At 53.1% G+C, this 18,203-nt stretch carries 11 protein-coding genes; 8 read left to right on the top strand and 3 right to left on the bottom strand.

Features of this window, described 5'->3' with window-relative positions; genetic code table 11:
• Positions 1–306: 306 nt before the first annotated feature.
• Positions 307–3,684, bottom strand: coding sequence for a carboxypeptidase regulatory-like domain-containing protein (locus LAO21_01920; GenBank protein ID MBZ5551448.1), 3,378 nt, complete (start codon positions 3,682–3,684; stop codon positions 307–309).
• 840 nt (positions 3,685–4,524) lie between these two features.
• Positions 4,525–7,872, bottom strand: coding sequence for a carboxypeptidase regulatory-like domain-containing protein (locus LAO21_01925; GenBank protein MBZ5551449.1), 3,348 nt, complete (start codon positions 7,870–7,872; stop codon positions 4,525–4,527).
• A 1,356-nt stretch (positions 7,873–9,228) separates the two neighbouring features.
• Here LAO21_01925 and LAO21_01930 point away from each other — a divergent pair.
• The 5 genes from LAO21_01930 (at position 9,229) to leuD (ending at position 14,798) form a co-directional block, all read left to right on the top strand.
• Positions 9,229–10,374, top strand: coding sequence for an isocitrate/isopropylmalate dehydrogenase family protein (locus LAO21_01930; protein MBZ5551450.1), 1,146 nt, complete (start codon positions 9,229–9,231; stop codon positions 10,372–10,374).
• A gap of 65 nt (positions 10,375–10,439) precedes the next feature.
• Positions 10,440–11,375 carry a hydroxymethylglutaryl-CoA lyase gene (locus LAO21_01935; protein MBZ5551451.1) on the top strand — a complete coding sequence of 312 codons (936 nt, stop codon included), beginning with the start codon at positions 10,440–10,442 and terminating at the stop codon, positions 11,373–11,375.
• A gap of 242 nt (positions 11,376–11,617) precedes the next feature.
• Complete coding sequence (locus tag LAO21_01940) at positions 11,618–12,811, top strand: CoA transferase (protein ID MBZ5551452.1); 1,194 nt, start codon at positions 11,618–11,620, stop codon at positions 12,809–12,811.
• 156 nt (positions 12,812–12,967) lie between these two features.
• Positions 12,968–14,260 (top strand): 3-isopropylmalate dehydratase large subunit, encoded by a 1,293-nt coding sequence (locus LAO21_01945; GenBank protein MBZ5551453.1) that lies wholly within the window; start codon positions 12,968–12,970, stop codon positions 14,258–14,260.
• A 1-nt stretch (position 14,261) separates the two neighbouring features.
• Entirely contained in the window at positions 14,262–14,798 is a 537-nt protein-coding gene (gene leuD, locus LAO21_01950; protein ID MBZ5551454.1) for a 3-isopropylmalate dehydratase small subunit, read from the top strand.
• A gap of 55 nt (positions 14,799–14,853) precedes the next feature.
• On the opposite strand, the gene LAO21_01955 is transcribed toward leuD, so the two are convergent.
• Positions 14,854–15,084, bottom strand: coding sequence for a hypothetical protein (locus LAO21_01955; protein ID MBZ5551455.1), 231 nt, complete (start codon positions 15,082–15,084; stop codon positions 14,854–14,856).
• A 448-nt stretch (positions 15,085–15,532) separates the two neighbouring features.
• Here LAO21_01955 and mscL point away from each other — a divergent pair, with 448 nt between their 5' ends.
• The 3 genes from mscL to glnA all read left to right on the top strand — a co-directional run bounded on the left by mscL (position 15,533) and on the right by glnA (position 17,998).
• Positions 15,533–15,970 carry a large conductance mechanosensitive channel protein MscL gene (gene mscL / locus LAO21_01960; protein MBZ5551456.1) on the top strand — a complete coding sequence of 146 codons (438 nt, stop codon included), beginning with the start codon at positions 15,533–15,535 and terminating at the stop codon, positions 15,968–15,970.
• A 249-nt stretch (positions 15,971–16,219) separates the two neighbouring features.
• Positions 16,220–16,501 (top strand): hypothetical protein, encoded by a 282-nt coding sequence (locus LAO21_01965; protein ID MBZ5551457.1) that lies wholly within the window; start codon positions 16,220–16,222, stop codon positions 16,499–16,501.
• 114 nt (positions 16,502–16,615) lie between these two features.
• On the top strand, positions 16,616–17,998 hold the full coding sequence (gene glnA, locus LAO21_01970; protein ID MBZ5551458.1) for a type I glutamate--ammonia ligase: 1,383 nt from the start codon (positions 16,616–16,618) through the stop codon (positions 17,996–17,998).
• Positions 17,999–18,203: the final 205 nt, after the last annotated feature.

An 18,203-nucleotide genomic window follows, 5' to 3' on the forward strand; every position in this document is an offset into this window, starting at 1 on the left:
TCGGTCGAACGCCGCCAAGAATATCACACAAAAGAACCGGCGGTATATCGGAGGGTGGATCCCGGAACGATCAATTTGAGAAGTCGCCGGCAATACCCCCCTTTTTAAGACCCCTTCAACCCTTAAAGAAGAACCTCTCCAAAACCTGGAAGGAGTGTTCTTCTGTAGGGGTGCATAGCTATGCACCCCTACCCCAATCCGAAACCAGCCCCAAAACCTGAAATAAGCGGATCCAAAGCACAAAAAAAGGCCTGGAGATCAAACTCTCCAGGCCCCGAAATGTTCTCCAGGTACGCCGACGCTAATTCAGAAGTTAAACTTCAAACCAAACTGGATGATACGCGCGTCACGGGCTGCGGTGACCAGCCCATAAGTGGAAGATCCCAAGGTGGCCCCAATGCTCGACCAGTTTGTGTGGTTGAAGGTATTAAAGGACTCTGCACGAAACTGTATCTTCATCTTCTCTTTAATGTTGAAGTTCTTAAATACTGACATGTCCCATTTCTGATAGCCGGGGCCCCGGATGGTGTTCCGGCCGGCGTTGCCCGGTCGGATCTGGCCCACGGGCACGTCCGCGAAGCATGCGGTGTTGAACCATTGCGTGAAGCCATGGGACGCATTTGCATTCGGGTCGCAGATCTGATCCCCGCGCGGTCCAGCACCGCTTGTTCCCAGGATTCCGAGTCCGCCGGGATCCGTGCCCAGCGAGCTGTCGGAGGCGTTAAACGGCAACCCGCTGGCGGCCGAGAAAATACCCGAGATCTGCCACCCCCCCAACGTATGACCGATAAGACCTTCCTGGTTCTTCAACCACGGCAACTCGTAGCTCCACGAAGCAGTAAATACGTGGGTGCGATCCAGCGGCGAGAGTCCGTAGTCAGCCGCGCGATTGTAGGTATTCATTGACGTCGCAACGTCCGAGCCCGCATCCGTCAGTGACTTCGACCAGGTGTAGCTCATGGTCAGGAAGCCATTGCTGCTGAATTGTTTCTTCATTGACGCCTGCAAGGAGTTGTACCTTGATTTGAATGCCGTTTCGATGGCGTTGATGGGCCCGTAGCCACGAAAAGGACGAACGGAATTCAGCTTTGGGTCAGTCGTGCGGTTGAAGGGTGTGCTCGCGGAGGTGAGCCCCGCCGCAACCCCCACTCCCACAGGCACCTCATTGATGTCCACACCCCCGATCAGGTGCACGCCCCGGGACCCAAAGTATCCGACATCGAGAATGATCTGGCGGGCGATTTCGCGCTGAATATCGAAGCTCCACTGCTGCACATAGGGTGTCTTATACCCCAGAGGCGCTGCGCTGAGCGTCGGGGGAGCGACCGAATTCACGACAGTCCCGCTTGCCACGCTCTGAGTCGTCGTGTTGTTGATGGTAATGGTTTGCACGGAAGCCGGGTTGTTAAACACCAGGTTCTCGTAAACATTCCCGACCTGCACGGTTTCATAGGCGATGCCGTATCCCGCACGGATCGACGTCTTGCCGTTCCCGAACGGATCCCAGGCAAACCCGATCCGCGGTGCAAAGTCGTGATTGTTCTCGTTCGTTATCTTGCTTCCGAACGGCGAATTCTTGTCGTTGACGATGATGCCGTTCAACGGGTCGCCCGTGCCTGGCACCAGGTTGCCACTTGAATCCACCTGCGGGGCCTTAGCAGGATCCCACAACGCAGGGTCGAAGTTGTTCAAGAACCCGTTCCCGTCGATGGGCTGACGAAAGAGAGAATATCGTAACCCGAGGTTCAGCGTGAAATTCCGCCGCACGCGGAAATCATCCTGCACATACATTTCCCATTGGTTCTCATGGATGTCGGGAGTCAGGTCTCTTGCTGTTTGAGTAAAAGAGGTCACATTGCCAAGCAGGAAATTTGCCCATGACTGCGCCAGCGTGGTAGTGCCCTTCGGAGTCAGCGTACTGGAGGTAGTGAAACTGAAGGTCCCGACGTTGTTGCCTGCCTGGTTCTCCTGCTTGTTGTACTTAAAATAGGTTACCCCGGCCTTGAGGGTATGCTTGCCCAGGGTCTTTGTTATGTTATCGAAAAAGTTGTGGTTCCGGTTGTAGTCGCGGTACGGTCCGAAACCGTTGATCCCCGAAAGTGTTGTGAAGCTCACGGAGGGTATTCGACCCAGCGTCACCGGGAACGGCAGAGTTGCTTTGATGTCAGGCGAATTCGCGGATGCATTCAGCCCCACCGGGTCACTGAGCACTGCCCCGTAAGAATACGCGTAGCCAGCCTCATTGATCAGGGTGGGTGACAGGCTCCCTGTGACGCGGATGACCAACCCTTTACCCGGCGAGTTGGTATCCGTGGTGGAAACACCGGGGAGCGCCGCGCCCGTGAACAGGCCACGAGGCTCTTCTGTCGGAATGGAGTCCTGGAGGTAGCGTCCCGAGACCGACCAATTGTTGGAGAAGATGTGATCGATCCGAATCAGCTCCTGGCGGGCGTTAAAGATGTTTCTCAGGTTCAGATTGATGTTGTTGTTGGCCGCTGCATCGGGGACTTGTGAGAAGATGTCCTTAATGTATGCCGCAGCCAAAGGGTCAATGTTGGTGATCTGAGTGGACGTTTGGAGGCATGTATTCCCGGAGTACTTCACGCAGACGGGAGTCGGAAAGATCCCCTGTTTTTCCGCAGCCGTTGGAGCAGTGCCCTGGACTGAGGTGTAGTTGATCACCCGACGAAATTCTTCCGAGAAAAAGAAAAACGTCTTGTCCTTGCCGTTGTACACCTTGGGTATAAACACCGGTCCCCCGAAGGTGTACCCAAAGTTGTTATAGCGCAACGGTGGCACCTTGGGATTGCCGTTGGCATCGAAGGGAGCCACCTTGTTGGCGTTGTTAAAAAAATTGTTGGCGGCCAAAACGTTGTTGCGGAAGAACTCATAGGCGTCGCCATGGTATTGGTTGGTTCCGCTCTTGGTAATCACGTTGATCATCCCACCGGCGTCCCGGCCGAACTCGGCGCTGTATTGTCCGCGGAGGACCCGGAACTCGGCAATCGCGTCCACACTGGGATAATTGAGCAAGGTCAGGTTGGCCCCGCGGTCCACGTTATCCGCGCCGTCGACGGTCCAGGAGTTCTGGCTGGTGCGGCCGCCATTGATGGCAAAATTCACGGCATTGGACACGCCGGAAAGGGGGTTCGATACCCCGATGTAGATCTGGTCGCTGGTGCCTGTGTACACAACGCCCGGCATCAGACTGACCAGTTGCTCGTAATTGCGGGCGTTGAGCGAGAGCTCCCGGACCTGGCTTCCGGTAATGAGCGTCTGCGACGTGGTCGATTGAAGGTCCACCTGCGCAGGGTTCGCTTCAACGGTCACCTCCTGCTGGACGTCGCCTATCTCCAGGTTCAAGGTCACGGTCAGCTTGTCGTTGACATTCAACTCGATATTCTTCTGGGTGGACTTCTTGAAGCCTTGCGCCTCGACAGTGAGCGAGTAGCGCCCGATTGGGAGCAGGGGGGCACTAAAGTTGCCTTCACTGTCCGTTTCGATAGTGCGCATCACCGCGTTGCGGTCAGTGTTGGTGAACGTAACCTTTGCTCCGGGCACAACCGCGCCTGACGAGTCCAAGACCGTACCCACGATGGATCCGGTGACATCCTGGGATACGGAAGGACTGGCACAGAGAATCATGCCCAAACATAGGAAGAATGTGAGGGTCGGCCTTAACATTGTGCTACCTCCATAGCGGCAAATTGTGGTTTTAATTGAGTTGTCTCGTGTCCCGCCTGGCTAAACCAAGCTCGCAAGAGAATACAAGGGTGAGGGAGCGAGAGAAACGGGAACTTCCATGCCGTCTCTTGCCTCTGAGATCGCCTCAATAACTTCATCCTCTAGGCCTAAGACACTAGAGCAACATGAGCTTTTGTCTTTGATTTCGGAGTTCCTGCATTTGATTGTCCAAACAGCCAGCGGGGTCACTTGTGGTAATAACTTTCTCGTAAAACCTGGACGTTCGGTTATAAGCCATTTATTTTCTGCATATTAATACAGTTCCTTTGTTCGACGTTGCAGACTGCAAAGTGATTCCTACTGAACTCCTATCTAAGGATTTCTCACAAAATCCCAGACTAATTCAAAAATTAAGATTGGGACTATGAGATTTTGGAATTGTCATTCCCAAGGTGATACGGTTTGGCGCCATGGCATCACTATCATCTGGATCACCTGGCGAGGAAGGAAATGCCGTTTTGCGGAACAGAAACCCAGGTGCTTCCCTTGGCCGGGCCAATCGGGGGAGCAAACTACATCCTGACCCTGTAGCCCTTCTCCAATACGAAGATGGGATTTGCCGTTGATGATCCCTTGTCAAACTCTCCAGAGGAGGAGAGGCTCACCTCGTTAATCAATGAGTTGCCAGTTAATGCGGGGAGTCTGACCAAGAAAATAATCATCCATGCTCTGAAGTTGCGGGTGAAAATTTTCTTCTAAAATACCCCTCAAAACGAAAAAAGGCCTGGAGATCAAGCTCTCCAGGCCTCGAAGCGCATTTGCAATATTCCTGTGAAAAAACTAGAAACTAAACTTCAACCCGAACTGGATGATCCGAGGATCACGCGTGCTGGTAATCTGTCCGAAGTTACTTGCCGTGACGTTGGTACTCACGGCGAGTGGGTTTGTGTGGTTGAAGACATTGAACATCTCAGCCCGGAACTGAATGTTGAGAGGTTCACGGACTTTGATGTTCTTGAAGATGGAAAAATCCCAGCGACCATAACCGGGCCCGAGGATCGTTCCACGACCCGCATTTCCCGGCCGTGTCACTTTCGAAGGCACATTGGCAAATGCGGTGGTATTGAACCACTGCCCGATGGTATTCGGCGCGCCATTGTTGGGATCTCCAACCATGTCCGGACGAGGGCCTGCCGCGCTGGTGCCAAGGAATCCGATACCGGCCGGATCGACACTCGAAGTGGTTGCCGTCAAAGGATTCCCGGAGGCATACGTTGTAATCCCCGAAACCTCCCAACCTCCAAAAACGTGCCCTATTGCACCTTGCTGATTCTTGAACCAGGGAAAGGCATACACGTAATTGGCGGTTAGCACATTCGTTCTATTCAGCGATGCCAGACCATACTCCCCGCCGTGGCGATTGAAGAAGTCCTGCGGAGCATTGCTGCGGTCAGACTGATTGTCCGTCAGGTTCTTCGACCACGTGTATGAGAGATTGAACAATGAGCTGCCACTGAACCGCTTCTGCACACTCACTTGAAGGGAGTGGTAGTTCGAGTTAAACCACGTCTCCAGAGAGTTTATTGCCGCGTATCCCAAAAACGGGCGGAGAGCGTTGAGTTGGGCTTCCGACGCGGTGGTGAACTGGGTTCCCGCAGGAACGATGCCTGCAGCAATGGCTGCGCCCGGACGCACTAGGTCAAGATCCACGATTCCCAGTAGATGTGTGCCCTTGCTCCCGAAGTATCCCACATCAACCACCAACCCTCGAGAGATCTCCCGCTGGACATCCAAACTCCACTGTTGAACATAAGGCGTGCTTGCATCCACCGGTGTTCCGTGCACCGTCTTCGGCGCCAACGACACATTCGGGGTTCCTGCGGTCGGGTTTTCAAAACGCGTGTTGCTAATGTTTACGCTTTGTACGAAGGGAGGATTCGCAAAAATATTCTGTTCGTAAACCCCAAACAGGATCGAATCATAGAAGATTCCATACCCGGTCCGAATTGCGGTCTTGCCATCTCCAAAGGGATCCCAAACCAAGCCGATGCGGGGAGCAAAATTCTTATTGCTCTCGCTCCCAACTTTGCTGCCAAAGGAAGAATTCTTGTCGGCGATAATGATCCCGTTGTTAGGATCAAAGCTTCCCGGAAGGATATTGCCTGACACGGGATCAATCTTGGGTGCGTTCGCAGGGTTGTATGTCGACGGGTCGAAATTGGTCATGAAACCCGCTTTGTCAATGGGCTGCCGGAACTGTGAATACCGGACGCCATAACTCAAGGTCAGGTTCGGCCGGAGGCGGAATTCATCTTGAGCATAGATCTCATACTGGTGAGTTCGGATATCCGGGGTCAGATCCAAGGAGGCTTGGGTGAAGGAGGAAACATTCCCCAGAAGGAAGTTCGCCCAGCTCTGCTCAAAGTTAGTCGCTGCGGTGGGCTTCCCAGTGTTGGCAAAATTAAAGACACCCTGGTTGCCGCTTCCAGCATTCTCTGTCTTCTGATAGTGGTAGTAAGTGAATCCAAACTTAGTGGTATGTCGTCCCCAGATCTTCGTCATATTGTCCCAGATATTGTGGTTCCGGTTGTAGTCCTGGTAGGGGCCGAAACCTGAGAGCCCGGAGCCGCCCGTGAAAGTCAGGTTTGGAACCCGCCCCAGTGTCACTGGGAAGGGCAATGGGATTTTGACATCCGGAGACGCGCTGGACGAATTCGATCCAATGTCGTTGCTGATGATGGCGCCGTAAGAGAAGGCATATCCGCCCTCATTCAGCCATGTCGGTGATAACGTCGAGGTCAACCGGAATGTCAAGCTCCGCCCCGGCGAATTGGTGCTGGTCGTGGCCACCCCTGGCAGAGCGCTGCCTGTAAAGAGGCCTCCGGGTTCTTCGGTGGGTATCTTATCCTGAAGGTAGCGACCCGAGAGGGAGAGTCTTGGACCAAAGATATGATCGATTCGGATCAGCTCCTGGCGAGCATTAAAGATATTCCGAAGCGGAACAAACAGGTTATTGGTCACAGCGTTCTGGGGGTCCGGAACACCTGAGAATATATCCTTGATGTAAGCAGCCGCCACGGGGTTGATGTTGGTGATCTGTGTGGCGGTCTGAGTGCACGTACTACCCGAAAAAGCCACGCACACCGGATGCGGAAAAACCCCGCTCTTCTCCGCGGTCGTTGGCACGGTGCCATTGATCGTTCCATAGGTGATTACTCTTCGAAATTCCTGCGAGAAAAAGAAGAAGGTCTTGTCCTTGCTGGTGTTGTAATGGTTGGGAATGTAAACGGGTCCGCCGATCGTATATCCAAAGTTGTTGTAACGCAGTGGCGGCCGCTTAACATTATTGGCATTGTTGAAGAAGGTGTTGGCGGAGATCACATCATTGCGGAAGAACTCGTAAACGTCGCCATGAAACTGGCTCCCACCGGACTTGGTGATGACGGTGACCTGTCCGCCCGCAGCTCTTCCGAACTCCGGATTGTATCCCCCGCGCAGAACTTTGAATTCCGCGATCGCATCGATGCTGGGGTAATTCAGCAGTGTCAGATTCGAACCACGGTCCACATTATCAGCTCCATCGACCGTCCAGTTGTTCGCGCTATTGCGGTTCCCATTGATCGCGAAGCTGACGACATTGGTCTGCCCGGAGGGGTTGGTAGTCCCGATGTAAAGCTGATCCGCAGCGCCCGAGGAGACACCGGGCATCAGCGCCACCAATTGCTCGTAATTGCGATTATTCAAGGAGAGTTGGCGCACCTGGGTACCCGAGATCAAGCCCGCAGCGACCGGGCTCAACAATTCAACCTGGACCGGCGAAGCTTCCACCGTTACCTCTTGAGAGATCGCCCCCACTTCTAAAGCCAAATTAATTGTCAGCTTGTCATTGACGTGGAGTTCAATCCCGGTCTGCACAGTTTTCTTAAAACCTGGAGCTTCTGCCGACATGGAATAGTGGCCAATTTCCAGTTGTGTGGCTACGTAACTTCCGTCGGCATCCGTCGTCAAGGTTCGCACTACAATGTTCTTGTCTAAGTTTGTGATGGTGACCGTGGCGCCAGGAATCATGCTGCCACTAGGATCCTTCACAGAGCCGGTAATATTGGCTGTAACTGTCTGTCCGAACGCGGTTGCCGCCCAAAGAAAGACGAACAGGCATGCAACAAGCATTACGAGTCGCTTTTGCATAGAACTACCTCCTAAGTGTGGGAAATGCTTTAGTTGAATGATTTGATAAATTGCAGTGGTCAAGACTGAACCACAAAATGGGAAGAATTGCCACAAAACCCCAATGGAGCTTGCTTTGATGAATTGATCAATTCAGCGGAGAAGTCGAGTCTAAGGGTATCGCAACCATTGCCCTTAGTGCTTAAGGTAAGTCCGTGGCTGACTTTTTCAATCCAACCACCCCTTGAACCCTGCAGTTATGAGGCCAAAGCATTCACTGATCGTTGCCCGCGGAAAACGCAGTTCTAGCAAACTCGTTCTGCTCTGAATAAACTCCGTCAACTCATTTATTATCAAAATGTTCATTGGACCTCACGGATAATTTAGCGAGCACACAAACCCGAGCCTTTGGCCCTATTTTCCAATTCAGCAGCGAAAGTTCCAGTGTGAGTTCGACCCTGATATTCATAAATCTGGAGGTGATCTACAGTTTTTGGTAGGCCACCAATTGGTATGTGGTCCAGTGGTTCAAAGACCATGTTCAGTAAACCGGTTCTCTCAGTAGTCTTCCTTGGTTCCCCAGAGCCGGATCCATGAATTCCTCAGAACCAAGGTTTCCTCTGTCTTTGACCCGCAAGGCAATTCTCCACATCAGGTAGTCGTTCCCCTGTTTCTTCTTGCAGGGTCAAAGGATCCCAACATAGAAAATCCACAACCATGACCATTTCAACCCGTTGTGATTTCTCCCTCATTGGAATCGTGGGTGCTAACGTCTGCGGCGTGGATCGTGATGGCGACGAGGGGGAAAAATCTCACGTGAATGTCAGACTCAGAATTCAAAATGATCGAAGCGTGGTCTAACTCCTCGGTGTGACCACTCTATGGGAACAACACCCTATCCGCACCATGAAGGGAGGTGCGACGTTCAAGTAACTTCCTGACCTTGTCTTTTGACTGGGGCGAGTCCTCTCGCCCCAACCATCTGGTCCTGAACACCCCATTGCATCATTCAGACATGACATTCATTCCTAGCGGGCGATTGCTGTGTTTTTCTCAACAAAAGTGCAGCCCCGAGATAGGATTTGAATTCAACCGTCTGTTAGTGGTAAGATTTGTGTGAATTCTTGCACAAGGCGAGCATTCGTTGAGTGGAGGAAGTGAGATTTGCATTGGCTTGAGGCTTTATACGGAGGCAGTTTTTAGGTTTGGCAGGATTGGAGCGGCTGAAAAGGCCGTTTAAGCCCTGATTTTTAAACTATCCCCGAATTGATACCGTCCTCTGAAAAGTGAAGTCGGTCTTTGTCCCGTATCTTCAAAACCAGGAACTGGACATCATTTCTGACCAAGCCAAACTTCCGTGTTGAATAAGGAGTCGTTATGTCCAAATACAAAATCGCATGGTTGCCGGGAGATGGAATCGGCGTCGAAGTTCTGGAAGCGGCAAAGATTGTCCTGGACGGATTGGCACTGGATGCGGAGTACATTCACGGCGACATCGGATGGGAGTTCTGGTGCAAGGAGGGAGACGCTTTCCCGCTACGCACCATTGACCTGCTTAAGAATGTCGATGCCGCCATGTTCGGGGCAATTACCTCTAAGCCGGTGAAAGCAGCGGAAGCCGAACTCGCCCCGGAGCTCAAGGGCAAAGGCCTGGTCTATCGCTCCCCCATCGTCCGGATGCGGCAATTGTTCGATCTCTATATCTGCCTGCGGCCGTGTATTGCCTATCCGGGGAATCCCCTGAATTTCAGGGAAGGGATCAACCTGGTGGTGTTTCGAGAAAACACCGAGGATCTGTATTCCGGCGTAGAGTTCAACCCGGTTCCGAAGGAATTGTCTGACACCTTAACGAAGCTCTCCAAGCCCTTTGCGGCCTTCAAAGATCTCCCCGCGGATCAGTATGCAGTTTCCTGCAAGATTAACACCCGCAAGAGTTCGGAACGGATCGTGCGGTCGGCCTTCGAATTTGCGCGACGATTCAAGCGCAAGAAAGTCACGGTTGTCCACAAGGCGAATGTGGTGCGTGCGACCGATGGACTGTTCTTCGAGATTGCCAAGGAAGTTGCCAAAAACTACCCCGAGATCAGGATGGATGATGCCAATATTGATGCCATGACCATGTGGTTACTCAAAAATCCATTCAACTACGACGTGCTCGTTGCTCCGAATCTTTACGGGGACATTATCTCCGATTTGTGCGCACAGATGGTGGGCGGCCTCGGGTTTGGATGCTCTGGAAACATCGGAGACAAGCTTGCCGTGTTCGAGCCGACCCACGGCTCAGCCCCCAAATACGCGGGCCAATACAAAGTGAATCCCATCGCTACGATTTTGGCCGCTAAGATGATGCTCGATTGGCTTGGAGAAACGGAGAAAGCCAGAAATTTGGAAACGGCCGTTGCTCAAGTGATTCAGGAAGGTCAAGTGCGGACTTATGACATGGGGGGGACCAGTAAGACCCTCGAAATGGCGGAAGCCATCGCTGAAAAGTTGGAAGTAGGAGCACTGACAGGGACGCATTAAGGCATGAGACAGCATGACCCAGTCGTAGGGGCGCATTGCTATGCGCCCCTACACAGGAACACATTATGAACCCGATCATCATTCACGAAGTCGGTCTACGCGACGGACTCCAAGTGGAAAAACAGATCGTTCCCACGGAAGAGAAGATCAAATGGAGTGAAGGCCTCATCGAATCGGGGGTCGATATCCTTCAACTCGGGTCATTTGTTCATCCCGAGAAAGTCCCTCAAATGGCCGACACCGACAAGCTTTTCACCCACTTCAGCCAGCCCGGCAAGAGATCGCGGGCCGTTATTCTTTCGGGGCTCGTCTTGAATGAGAAAGGCCTCGATCGCGGGTTGGCCTGCGGGGTCGAGCAGTTCTGTATGGGAGTCTCTGCGAGCGACACGCACAGCAGGAAGAACACCGGGATGGGGACAGATGAGGCGGTCCCACGCATCATTGCCATGGGCAGGAAAGCCATCGAACAGAGGAAGCTCGTCCAGGTGTCGGTTCAGTCAGCTTTTGGATGTGGCTATGAAGGGATCGTCCCTGAAGAGAGAGTCCTCAACATCGTCAAACAGTTTCTAGATGCGGGCCTGAGGACGATCAGCCTGGCGGACACGGCGGGCCATGCCAATCCCCTGCAGGTGGAACGACTCTTTGGCGCGATTCGTACCCTCGATCCCGCGATTGATTGCGCGTGTCACTTTCATGATACCTACGGACTGGCGATGGCCAACTGTTATGCCGCTTTGAAAGCCGGCGTGAAGTACTTTGAATCGGCCGTGGCTGGACTGGGTGGCTGCCCTTTCACCGCGGTTGCCGGAGGCAACGTATGCACCGAGGACCTGGTTCATTTATTCCATTTGTTAGGACTCCGTCAGGATGTCCATTTGGACCGCCTCATTGAAACGGCCAAACGAGTCAGCCAATTCTTCAAACGAGATCTTCCCGGGACGATTTATAAGACAGGGGCCATTCCTGCTTGTAAGCCTGAGGAACTGGCCACGACAAGGTAAATTCAGTTCGGTCCTTGATGACCATGCTACCGAAGTCAGAAGTCGGAGGTCAGATGTCAGAAATCAGAAGGAGGGCATGTGCTTTGCGCCCAGATCTTCAAACGGCGGAATCAGGAATTGAATTCCGACATCCGACTTCTGACTTCTGAATTCAATATCCAGAAGGAAAGCCATTCGACTAAGCCAGAGGCCACAACAATTTCACGTCTCCTTAGATTGATTTACACACGGAGTCTGCAATCATGAAGCTTTTGTCCGGCGTACGGGTCCTGGATATGACCAATGTTCTTGCGGGACCTTTTGCAACCATGCATCTCGCTCTGCTGGGGGCCGAGGTCATCAAGATCGAAAACCCGGTGGGCGGCGATCTGGCGCGGAAACTGGGTAATGTCCCCAAACTCAACCAGCAGTTGATGGGAACCAGTTTCCTTGCTCAGAATGCCAACAAGAAATCGCTCACCTTGAACCTCAAGGGAGACAAGGCGAAGGAGATTTTCAGGAAGTTGGCAGGGACGGCGGATGTCCTGGTCGAAAATTTCAGACCCGGGGTCATGGATCGCCTAGGCCTTTCTTATGACAGCTTGCGGACACTTAATCCAAGGTTGATTTACTGTGCCATTTCGGGATTCGGTCAAACCGGCCCGGATGCCTCTAAACCCGCTTATGATCAGATCATTCAAGGGCTGAGCGGGGTTATGGCGATCAATGGGGACGAGCGTTCGAACCCCTTGAGGTGCGGGTTTCCGGTGTGTGACACGGTCGGCGGCCTCAACGCGGCGTTCGCGATCATGGCCGCGCTCTACCACCGGGAACGGACTGACGAAGGCCAGTTCATCGATGTGGCGTTGCTCGACTCCATCATGCCGCTGATGGGATGGGTTGCTGCCAATCTCTTGATCGGAAACCAGCATCCAGCCCTTCTGGGAAATGACAATTTTACTGCGGCGCCGTCGGGCACGTTTGTGACCGGAGATGGTTACATCAACATTGCCGCCAATCAACAGGACCAATGGGAGGCCCTCACCGAAGTCCTTGGCGTTCCCGAGTTGAAAACGGATCCCCGCTTTCAGGAACGCGACACGCGCAAGAAGAATCGCAAGGAGCTGACCCCGCTCGTCGAAGCCAAATTGAAGAGTCAAAGCACCCGTCACTGGGTGGAAGAGCTGAACAAGCGGGGAGTTCCTTCGGGGGAGATCCTGAGTCTGGAAGCTTCACTCAACGCCCCCCAAATCAAGCACCGGCAGACGATCAAGAGTATTAAAGACGAGCACCTCGGAGAGCTTAAGCTCTTCAACTTGACGGCAAAGTTCGAAAGGACGCCGGGAGACATCTGTTGTCCGCCACCTCGGCTTTCAGCAAACACTGAGGAAATACTCAATCGATTGGGATACAGTCAGGAGGAAATTAAAGCGTTTAGGGAAGAGCAAATCATTTAGCATGTGTATAAATTCCAAATCCCAATATCCAGATTCCAAATAAGTTCCAACTTCCAAAATCCAATGAGATTCAGCGCAAGCAAGACTAAGGTTGGCGATTTGGATTCTGGAATTTGGTTCTTCTACCTCAGTAGGTCTTAAGGAGAAATTAACATTATGGATATGACAGTCGTTCAAAAAATACTCGCCCACGCCACGGGGCAAGCCTCGGTCAAAGTCGGGGACGTTGTAGAGCCCGCAGTCGACCTGGCGATGTCGCATGAGAATGGGGCGCTGGTCATCAATCAATTCACCGAAATTTACCAGGGCACGGGACTGCCCTCTCGCGTTTGGGATCCATCCAGGATCGCCATTATTCTCGATCATCGTGTGCCGGCTGAGAGTTCCAAGACGGCGACGAACCAAAAGAAGGTGCGCGAGTTTGTCAAGGCGCAGGGCATCACTAAGTTTCACGACATCCGTGGGGACGAAGGCGGAATATGTCACCAGATCCTTCCCGAAAATGGCTATGTACGTCCGGGCGCCGTGGTGGTCGGCACTGACAGCCACACCACCAGCCACGGGGCGCTCGGCGCCTTTGCGTTCGGGGTCGGCGCGACCGAGATGGCCAGCATCTGGACACTTGGAACAGTTTTGAACGTCGAGGTCCCGGGAACAATCAAGGTAGTGGTAAACGGAGAATTTTCTCCCTATGTTTCGCCCAAGGATCTCATTCTCCATCTCATTGGGAAGCTTTCTGCCGAAGGCGCCAACTTCAAAGTCATCGAGTTTCACGGGGAGACGATCCGGAAGATGTCGACTTCCGGGCGGCTCGTGCTCTGCAATATGTCCGTGGAGGCAGGCGCCACCTCAGGGATTGTCCCGGCCGACGAAGAAACGCAACGATATTTGAGGGAGGAAGCTGGAGTCGGGGAAGCTCTAGATATGGTTTCGCCCGATCCTGAAGCGGAATACGAGCAGGTCATCGAGATTGATGCATCCCAGCTTGTCGTTACCGTGGCCTGTCCGCACACGGTTGATAATGTGAAACCGGTTCTCGCGGTGCAGGGTACCGAGGTCCATCAGATTGTTATCGGCTCTTGCACGAACGGCCGCCTCGATGACCTTGCCATTGCCGCCAAAATCCTCAAAGGTCGAGAAGTGGCGAAGGGCGTGCGTATGTTGATCTTCCCGGCCTCCTGGCGAATTTATAAAGAATCGCTGGCCAGGGGATATCTGACCGACTTGATCGATGCCGGCGCAGTAGTGATGAACCCGGGCTGTGGTTGTTGCCTGGGCGTCCATCAGGGCGCGCTGGCCGACGGCGATGTGGCGCTTTCCACAACCAATCGCAATTTCCAGGGAAGAATGGGGAATCCGAAATCTGAAGTTTATCTCTGCTCTCCTGCCGTTGCTGCGGCGAGCGCCATCACCGGGGTCATCACTGATCCGGGCAAAGGAGCCAATTGAAATGACGACTCAAATGAAAGCTCAACCCGCCACGATCGTAGGCAGAGTCATCCTCAAACTGGGCAATGATATCTCAACCGACGTTATTTATCCCGGTCGCTTCATGGCTACTGTGTTGCCTGCGGAAACCCCGCAATATGCCTTCGCCGACCTTGCGGAATTCAACACCCAATTGAAGAAGAAAGCGTTCCCACCCCACAGCATCCTTGTCGGCGGCAACAATTTTGGGTGCGGATCCTCCCGCGAACAGGCTGCCTCGACGCTCAAAGGGCATGAACTGGTGATTGTCGCGAAAGGCTTTGCGCGGATCTTCTTGCAGAACGCCATCAACCTCGGCCTGAGAACCATCGTGTGTCCGGAACTGGAAGCTTCGGAAGGGGACGATTTGGAAGTCTCGGAAGGACGAGTGGTGAACCGGACGACCCTGAAGAGCTATCCGACCGTGGCTCTACCGGCGGCCCGCCAGGCGATTATTAACGCCGGAGGATTGATTCCTTACACGCGAAAGAGATTGTTGGAAAAGGTGGGAAAGAACTGATCGAGACGAACCGGGCGGTCCTCGCCTCTATAAGGCCGGATCGCCCTGTTCCTCCCTAGCCCCGGCCCCCGTTGTATCTTCGCAACTCTTCCTGATCATAATCACAAATAAGCTTCTCGGGATCCTTCGCCTCAAAAGCTTCCTGGTTCAGCCAGATCCTGACCCGCCCATTCTCTGATTCACACACGATTTGATCTGCGTGGACGTACTGCCCCGTCAACTGGCCAAAATCATTAAAAACATATCCCGGAATCAGCGGCTGAATATCCTTAAAGGCAATGATCATTTCTATTCATTCCCCATTTTCTGTCCACAATAACAATCCGATTGCATTTAGGAGTAGCGGGCAGATTCCATTCCTCCGCCGCAAGAAGGGGCCTCAATACTCACGACGCGCCAGCCACAAGGACTGCAAAATCTAAACCATCCAAAGAAAAAGTACAACACCGATCCAGTGTTCATGACTGGAAAGGGCGTGGCTGAATCTCAGGCGGAAAGATGATCGGAACTGCGGACTCATCCATTCCCCTACAGTCCGTAGGCCGCAGGAGATCTCGTGCTCCCTCTCCTTCAGCCGAGGCGAACAATTATGGTAGAATGAAAATGTATTCCCATCGATTTTGTTTGTTCTCCATAACTGTCACTCAACGGCGTTTCGGTCCACCGAAGGCGAGAGCTCTGGCGGCTGATCTCCGGGGCTCGGCCTGACCAAAATCCACAACGGGAGGCTACAAATGTTGAAAGAATTCAAAGAATTTGCAATGCGCGGCAACGTGCTCGACATGGCTGTGGGCATCATCATTGGGGCGGCCTTTGGCAAGATCATCACTTCGTTCGTAAGCGACGTCCTGATGCCGCCCATTGGACTGCTGCTCGGCAAGGTGGATTTCACGAACATGTTTTTCGATCTCTCCGGCCAACACTTCGCCAAACTGTCCGAAGCCAAGGCTGCCGGGGCCGCAACCCTGAATTACGGTCTGTTCATCAACACGATTATTGACTTTCTCATTGTGGCCTTCGTGATTTTTCTCCTCATCCGGCAGGTGAATCGAATGAAACGCCAACCCGAGCCGGCCCCCGCAAATTCCAAGGAGTGTAATTATTGCGTGTCGACTATTCCCCTCAAAGCCACCCGCTGCCCTAATTGCACTTCCGAGTTGAAGGCAGCCTGAAGGCTCGATGCTTTGCGCGCCCATGTTACGGGACCAACCCGATCCCGATGTTGAGTCTTTGACTGGAGGCCAGCAGACCCGGGTTTTCGCGAAATGTGGCATAATTCCCCAATGAGTGATCGTACGGAGCTAACCTTTGTTCCGGCAGCATCCGCAGAAGAGATTGAACAGGCCAGGACGCTCTTCAAAGAATGTGCCGCATCCCTGGGCGTCGATCTCTGTTTTCAGGACTTCAACCAGGAGATTCCCATGAGTAGCGCAGGTGCCGTTGTAGCCGCTCAAGCTGCGATTGCCCAGGCCATCAGGGCCTCCGGGGCCATCGTTCGCGTTGAGCCGTCCGATTTCACGACCATCATCTGGAAGACAGAAAACCCCCTGATCGTTGCTGCAGAAGGAGGATTTCTGAAAACGAGCTTCCAGTATCTGAGCGCATATAAAGGACTCATTTTCTATACGAAGTCATCAATTCCGTTGGAACTTGGAAATCGTTGCGAGCTCATAAAAGCCCGGAGCATCTGGATCCCCGGATAGAAGAATCGGCAAACTGAAATTACGTTGAGGGTTCTCCGGAGGACCGTTTCTTTCCACCAGATTCCACAACAAATTCTGGATGGAACTACTCATTCACCTTTTTTGGAGGTGTTCATGGCAGTTGGATCTCTGCAAACCTGCAACAATCTGATCAAGAGTAAGAAAATCGAAGTCATCGACATCAAATGCATCGACCTGGTAGGACATTTGCACCATATTTCCTTGCCGGTCTTTCCAAACATCCTGACCAAGCTTATTGAAGAAGGGGTTGGATTCGATGGATCAAGTTATGGCTTCCGCAAGGTCGAGAACAGCGACATGATCCTGATCCCGGATTTGACTACCGCCGTCCTCGATCCCTTCCGCGATGCACCCACGTTGAGTTTTTATTCCAACGTGTTCCTGACAGACGACAAACGCACTCCCTTCTCGCAAGACAGCAGGGCGCTTGCTCGCAAGGCCGAACGGCTTCTGAAGGAAATAGTACCCGCCGACAAATCGTGGTGGGGGCCGGAGTTTGAGTTCTACATCTTTTCCAAAGTCCGCTTCGATACCCGCACCGCGTCCTCCTTTTATGAAGTTGAGCATGCCGAAGAGTTCTTCCGGAATGCGTACCACGCGGTCAATCCCTTTGATGTCTACGACGATTTTCGCGACGGGGCCAGCAAGCTCCTCAAGGAGTTCGGCATCGAGGTCAAGTACCACCATCATGAGGCCGGAGAGCGAGGACAGCAGGAAATTGAGACGTATTTCACGGATCTGCTGACGACGGCGGACAATGTCGTGACGGCGAAATACGTTCTCTTCAACCTCGCCCGCCAGCGGGATCTGTTCATCACGTTTATGCCCAAACCCATGTATCAACAGTCGGGCAACGGCCTTCATCTTCACCTTTACCTCACCCGCAACGGCAAGAATGCATTCTACAAGAGGGGCGAGTACGGGAACATGAACGAACTGGGGCGCTTCTTTATCGGCGGGATGCTGAAGCACGGGGCCGCGCTTTCAGCCTTTACGAATCCCAGCACCAATTCCTACAAGAGGCTGGTCCCCGGGTTCGAGGCACCCGTGGCCCTAACGTACGCCCAGGGGAATCGCGCCTCCGCCATCCGCATTCCCAAGTACGTTACCAATCCCCAGGAAACCCGCTTTGAATACCGCCCGCCGGACGCCACCGCCAACCCCTACCTCTGCCTGAGTGCCATGTTGTTGGCGGGGATTGATGGGGTAGTGAACAAGATCGATCCGGTCAAGGAAGGATTTGGCCCCTTCGATGAAGATCTCTCGCCGGAGACGATGAAAGGACACATCCATTTTCTGCCCCGGAACCTTGAAGAAGCGCTCGACGCCCTGGCCATAGATCATGAGTTCCTCAGACGCGGGGGAATTTTCACGGATGAACTGCTCGATCAGTGGGTAAAGATCAAACAGCAGGATATAAAATCCATCGGGACGATGCCCCACCCGTTCGAATATAAGCTGTACTTCAATCTGTGAAGCATATCGGCTTCTCCGCAAAACAAACCTTCATGGCGGTTTGCGGGGTAAGTCTTGACGCCGTTTTGGAGGGGTTCTGGGCTAAAAAGGTCAGATAACCCTCGAGAGACTGGACGATAACCCCACCGGGGTCTCTCACCTTGAAACCCTCCTGTACATCTTGTCTATCCGTGTTAATGAGTGATCACGGCTCTGGGTATGCCTG

The sequence above is a fragment of the Terriglobia bacterium genome (assembly GCA_020073085.1).
Taxonomy (GTDB): domain Bacteria; phylum Acidobacteriota; class Terriglobia; order JAIQFV01; family JAIQFV01; genus JAIQFV01.

Coding starts and splice junctions, on each gene's coding strand:
- LAO21_01940 (MBZ5551452.1), top strand. CDS start 11,618: ATGAAGCTTTTGTCCGGCGTACGGGTCCTGGATATGACCAATGTTCTT.
- LAO21_01930 (MBZ5551450.1), top strand. CDS start 9,229: ATGTCCAAATACAAAATCGCATGGTTGCCGGGAGATGGAATCGGCGTC.
- LAO21_01945 (MBZ5551453.1), top strand. CDS start 12,968: ATGGATATGACAGTCGTTCAAAAAATACTCGCCCACGCCACGGGGCAA.
- LAO21_01935 (MBZ5551451.1), top strand. CDS start 10,440: ATGAACCCGATCATCATTCACGAAGTCGGTCTACGCGACGGACTCCAA.
- mscL (MBZ5551456.1), top strand. CDS start 15,533: ATGTTGAAAGAATTCAAAGAATTTGCAATGCGCGGCAACGTGCTCGAC.
- LAO21_01925 (MBZ5551449.1), bottom strand. CDS start 7,872: ATGCAAAAGCGACTCGTAATGCTTGTTGCATGCCTGTTCGTCTTTCTT.
- LAO21_01955 (MBZ5551455.1), bottom strand. CDS start 15,084: ATGATCATTGCCTTTAAGGATATTCAGCCGCTGATTCCGGGATATGTT.
- glnA (MBZ5551458.1), top strand. CDS start 16,616: ATGGCAGTTGGATCTCTGCAAACCTGCAACAATCTGATCAAGAGTAAG.
- leuD (MBZ5551454.1), top strand. CDS start 14,262: ATGACGACTCAAATGAAAGCTCAACCCGCCACGATCGTAGGCAGAGTC.
- LAO21_01965 (MBZ5551457.1), top strand. CDS start 16,220: ATGAGTAGCGCAGGTGCCGTTGTAGCCGCTCAAGCTGCGATTGCCCAG.
- LAO21_01920 (MBZ5551448.1), bottom strand. CDS start 3,684: ATGTTAAGGCCGACCCTCACATTCTTCCTATGTTTGGGCATGATTCTC.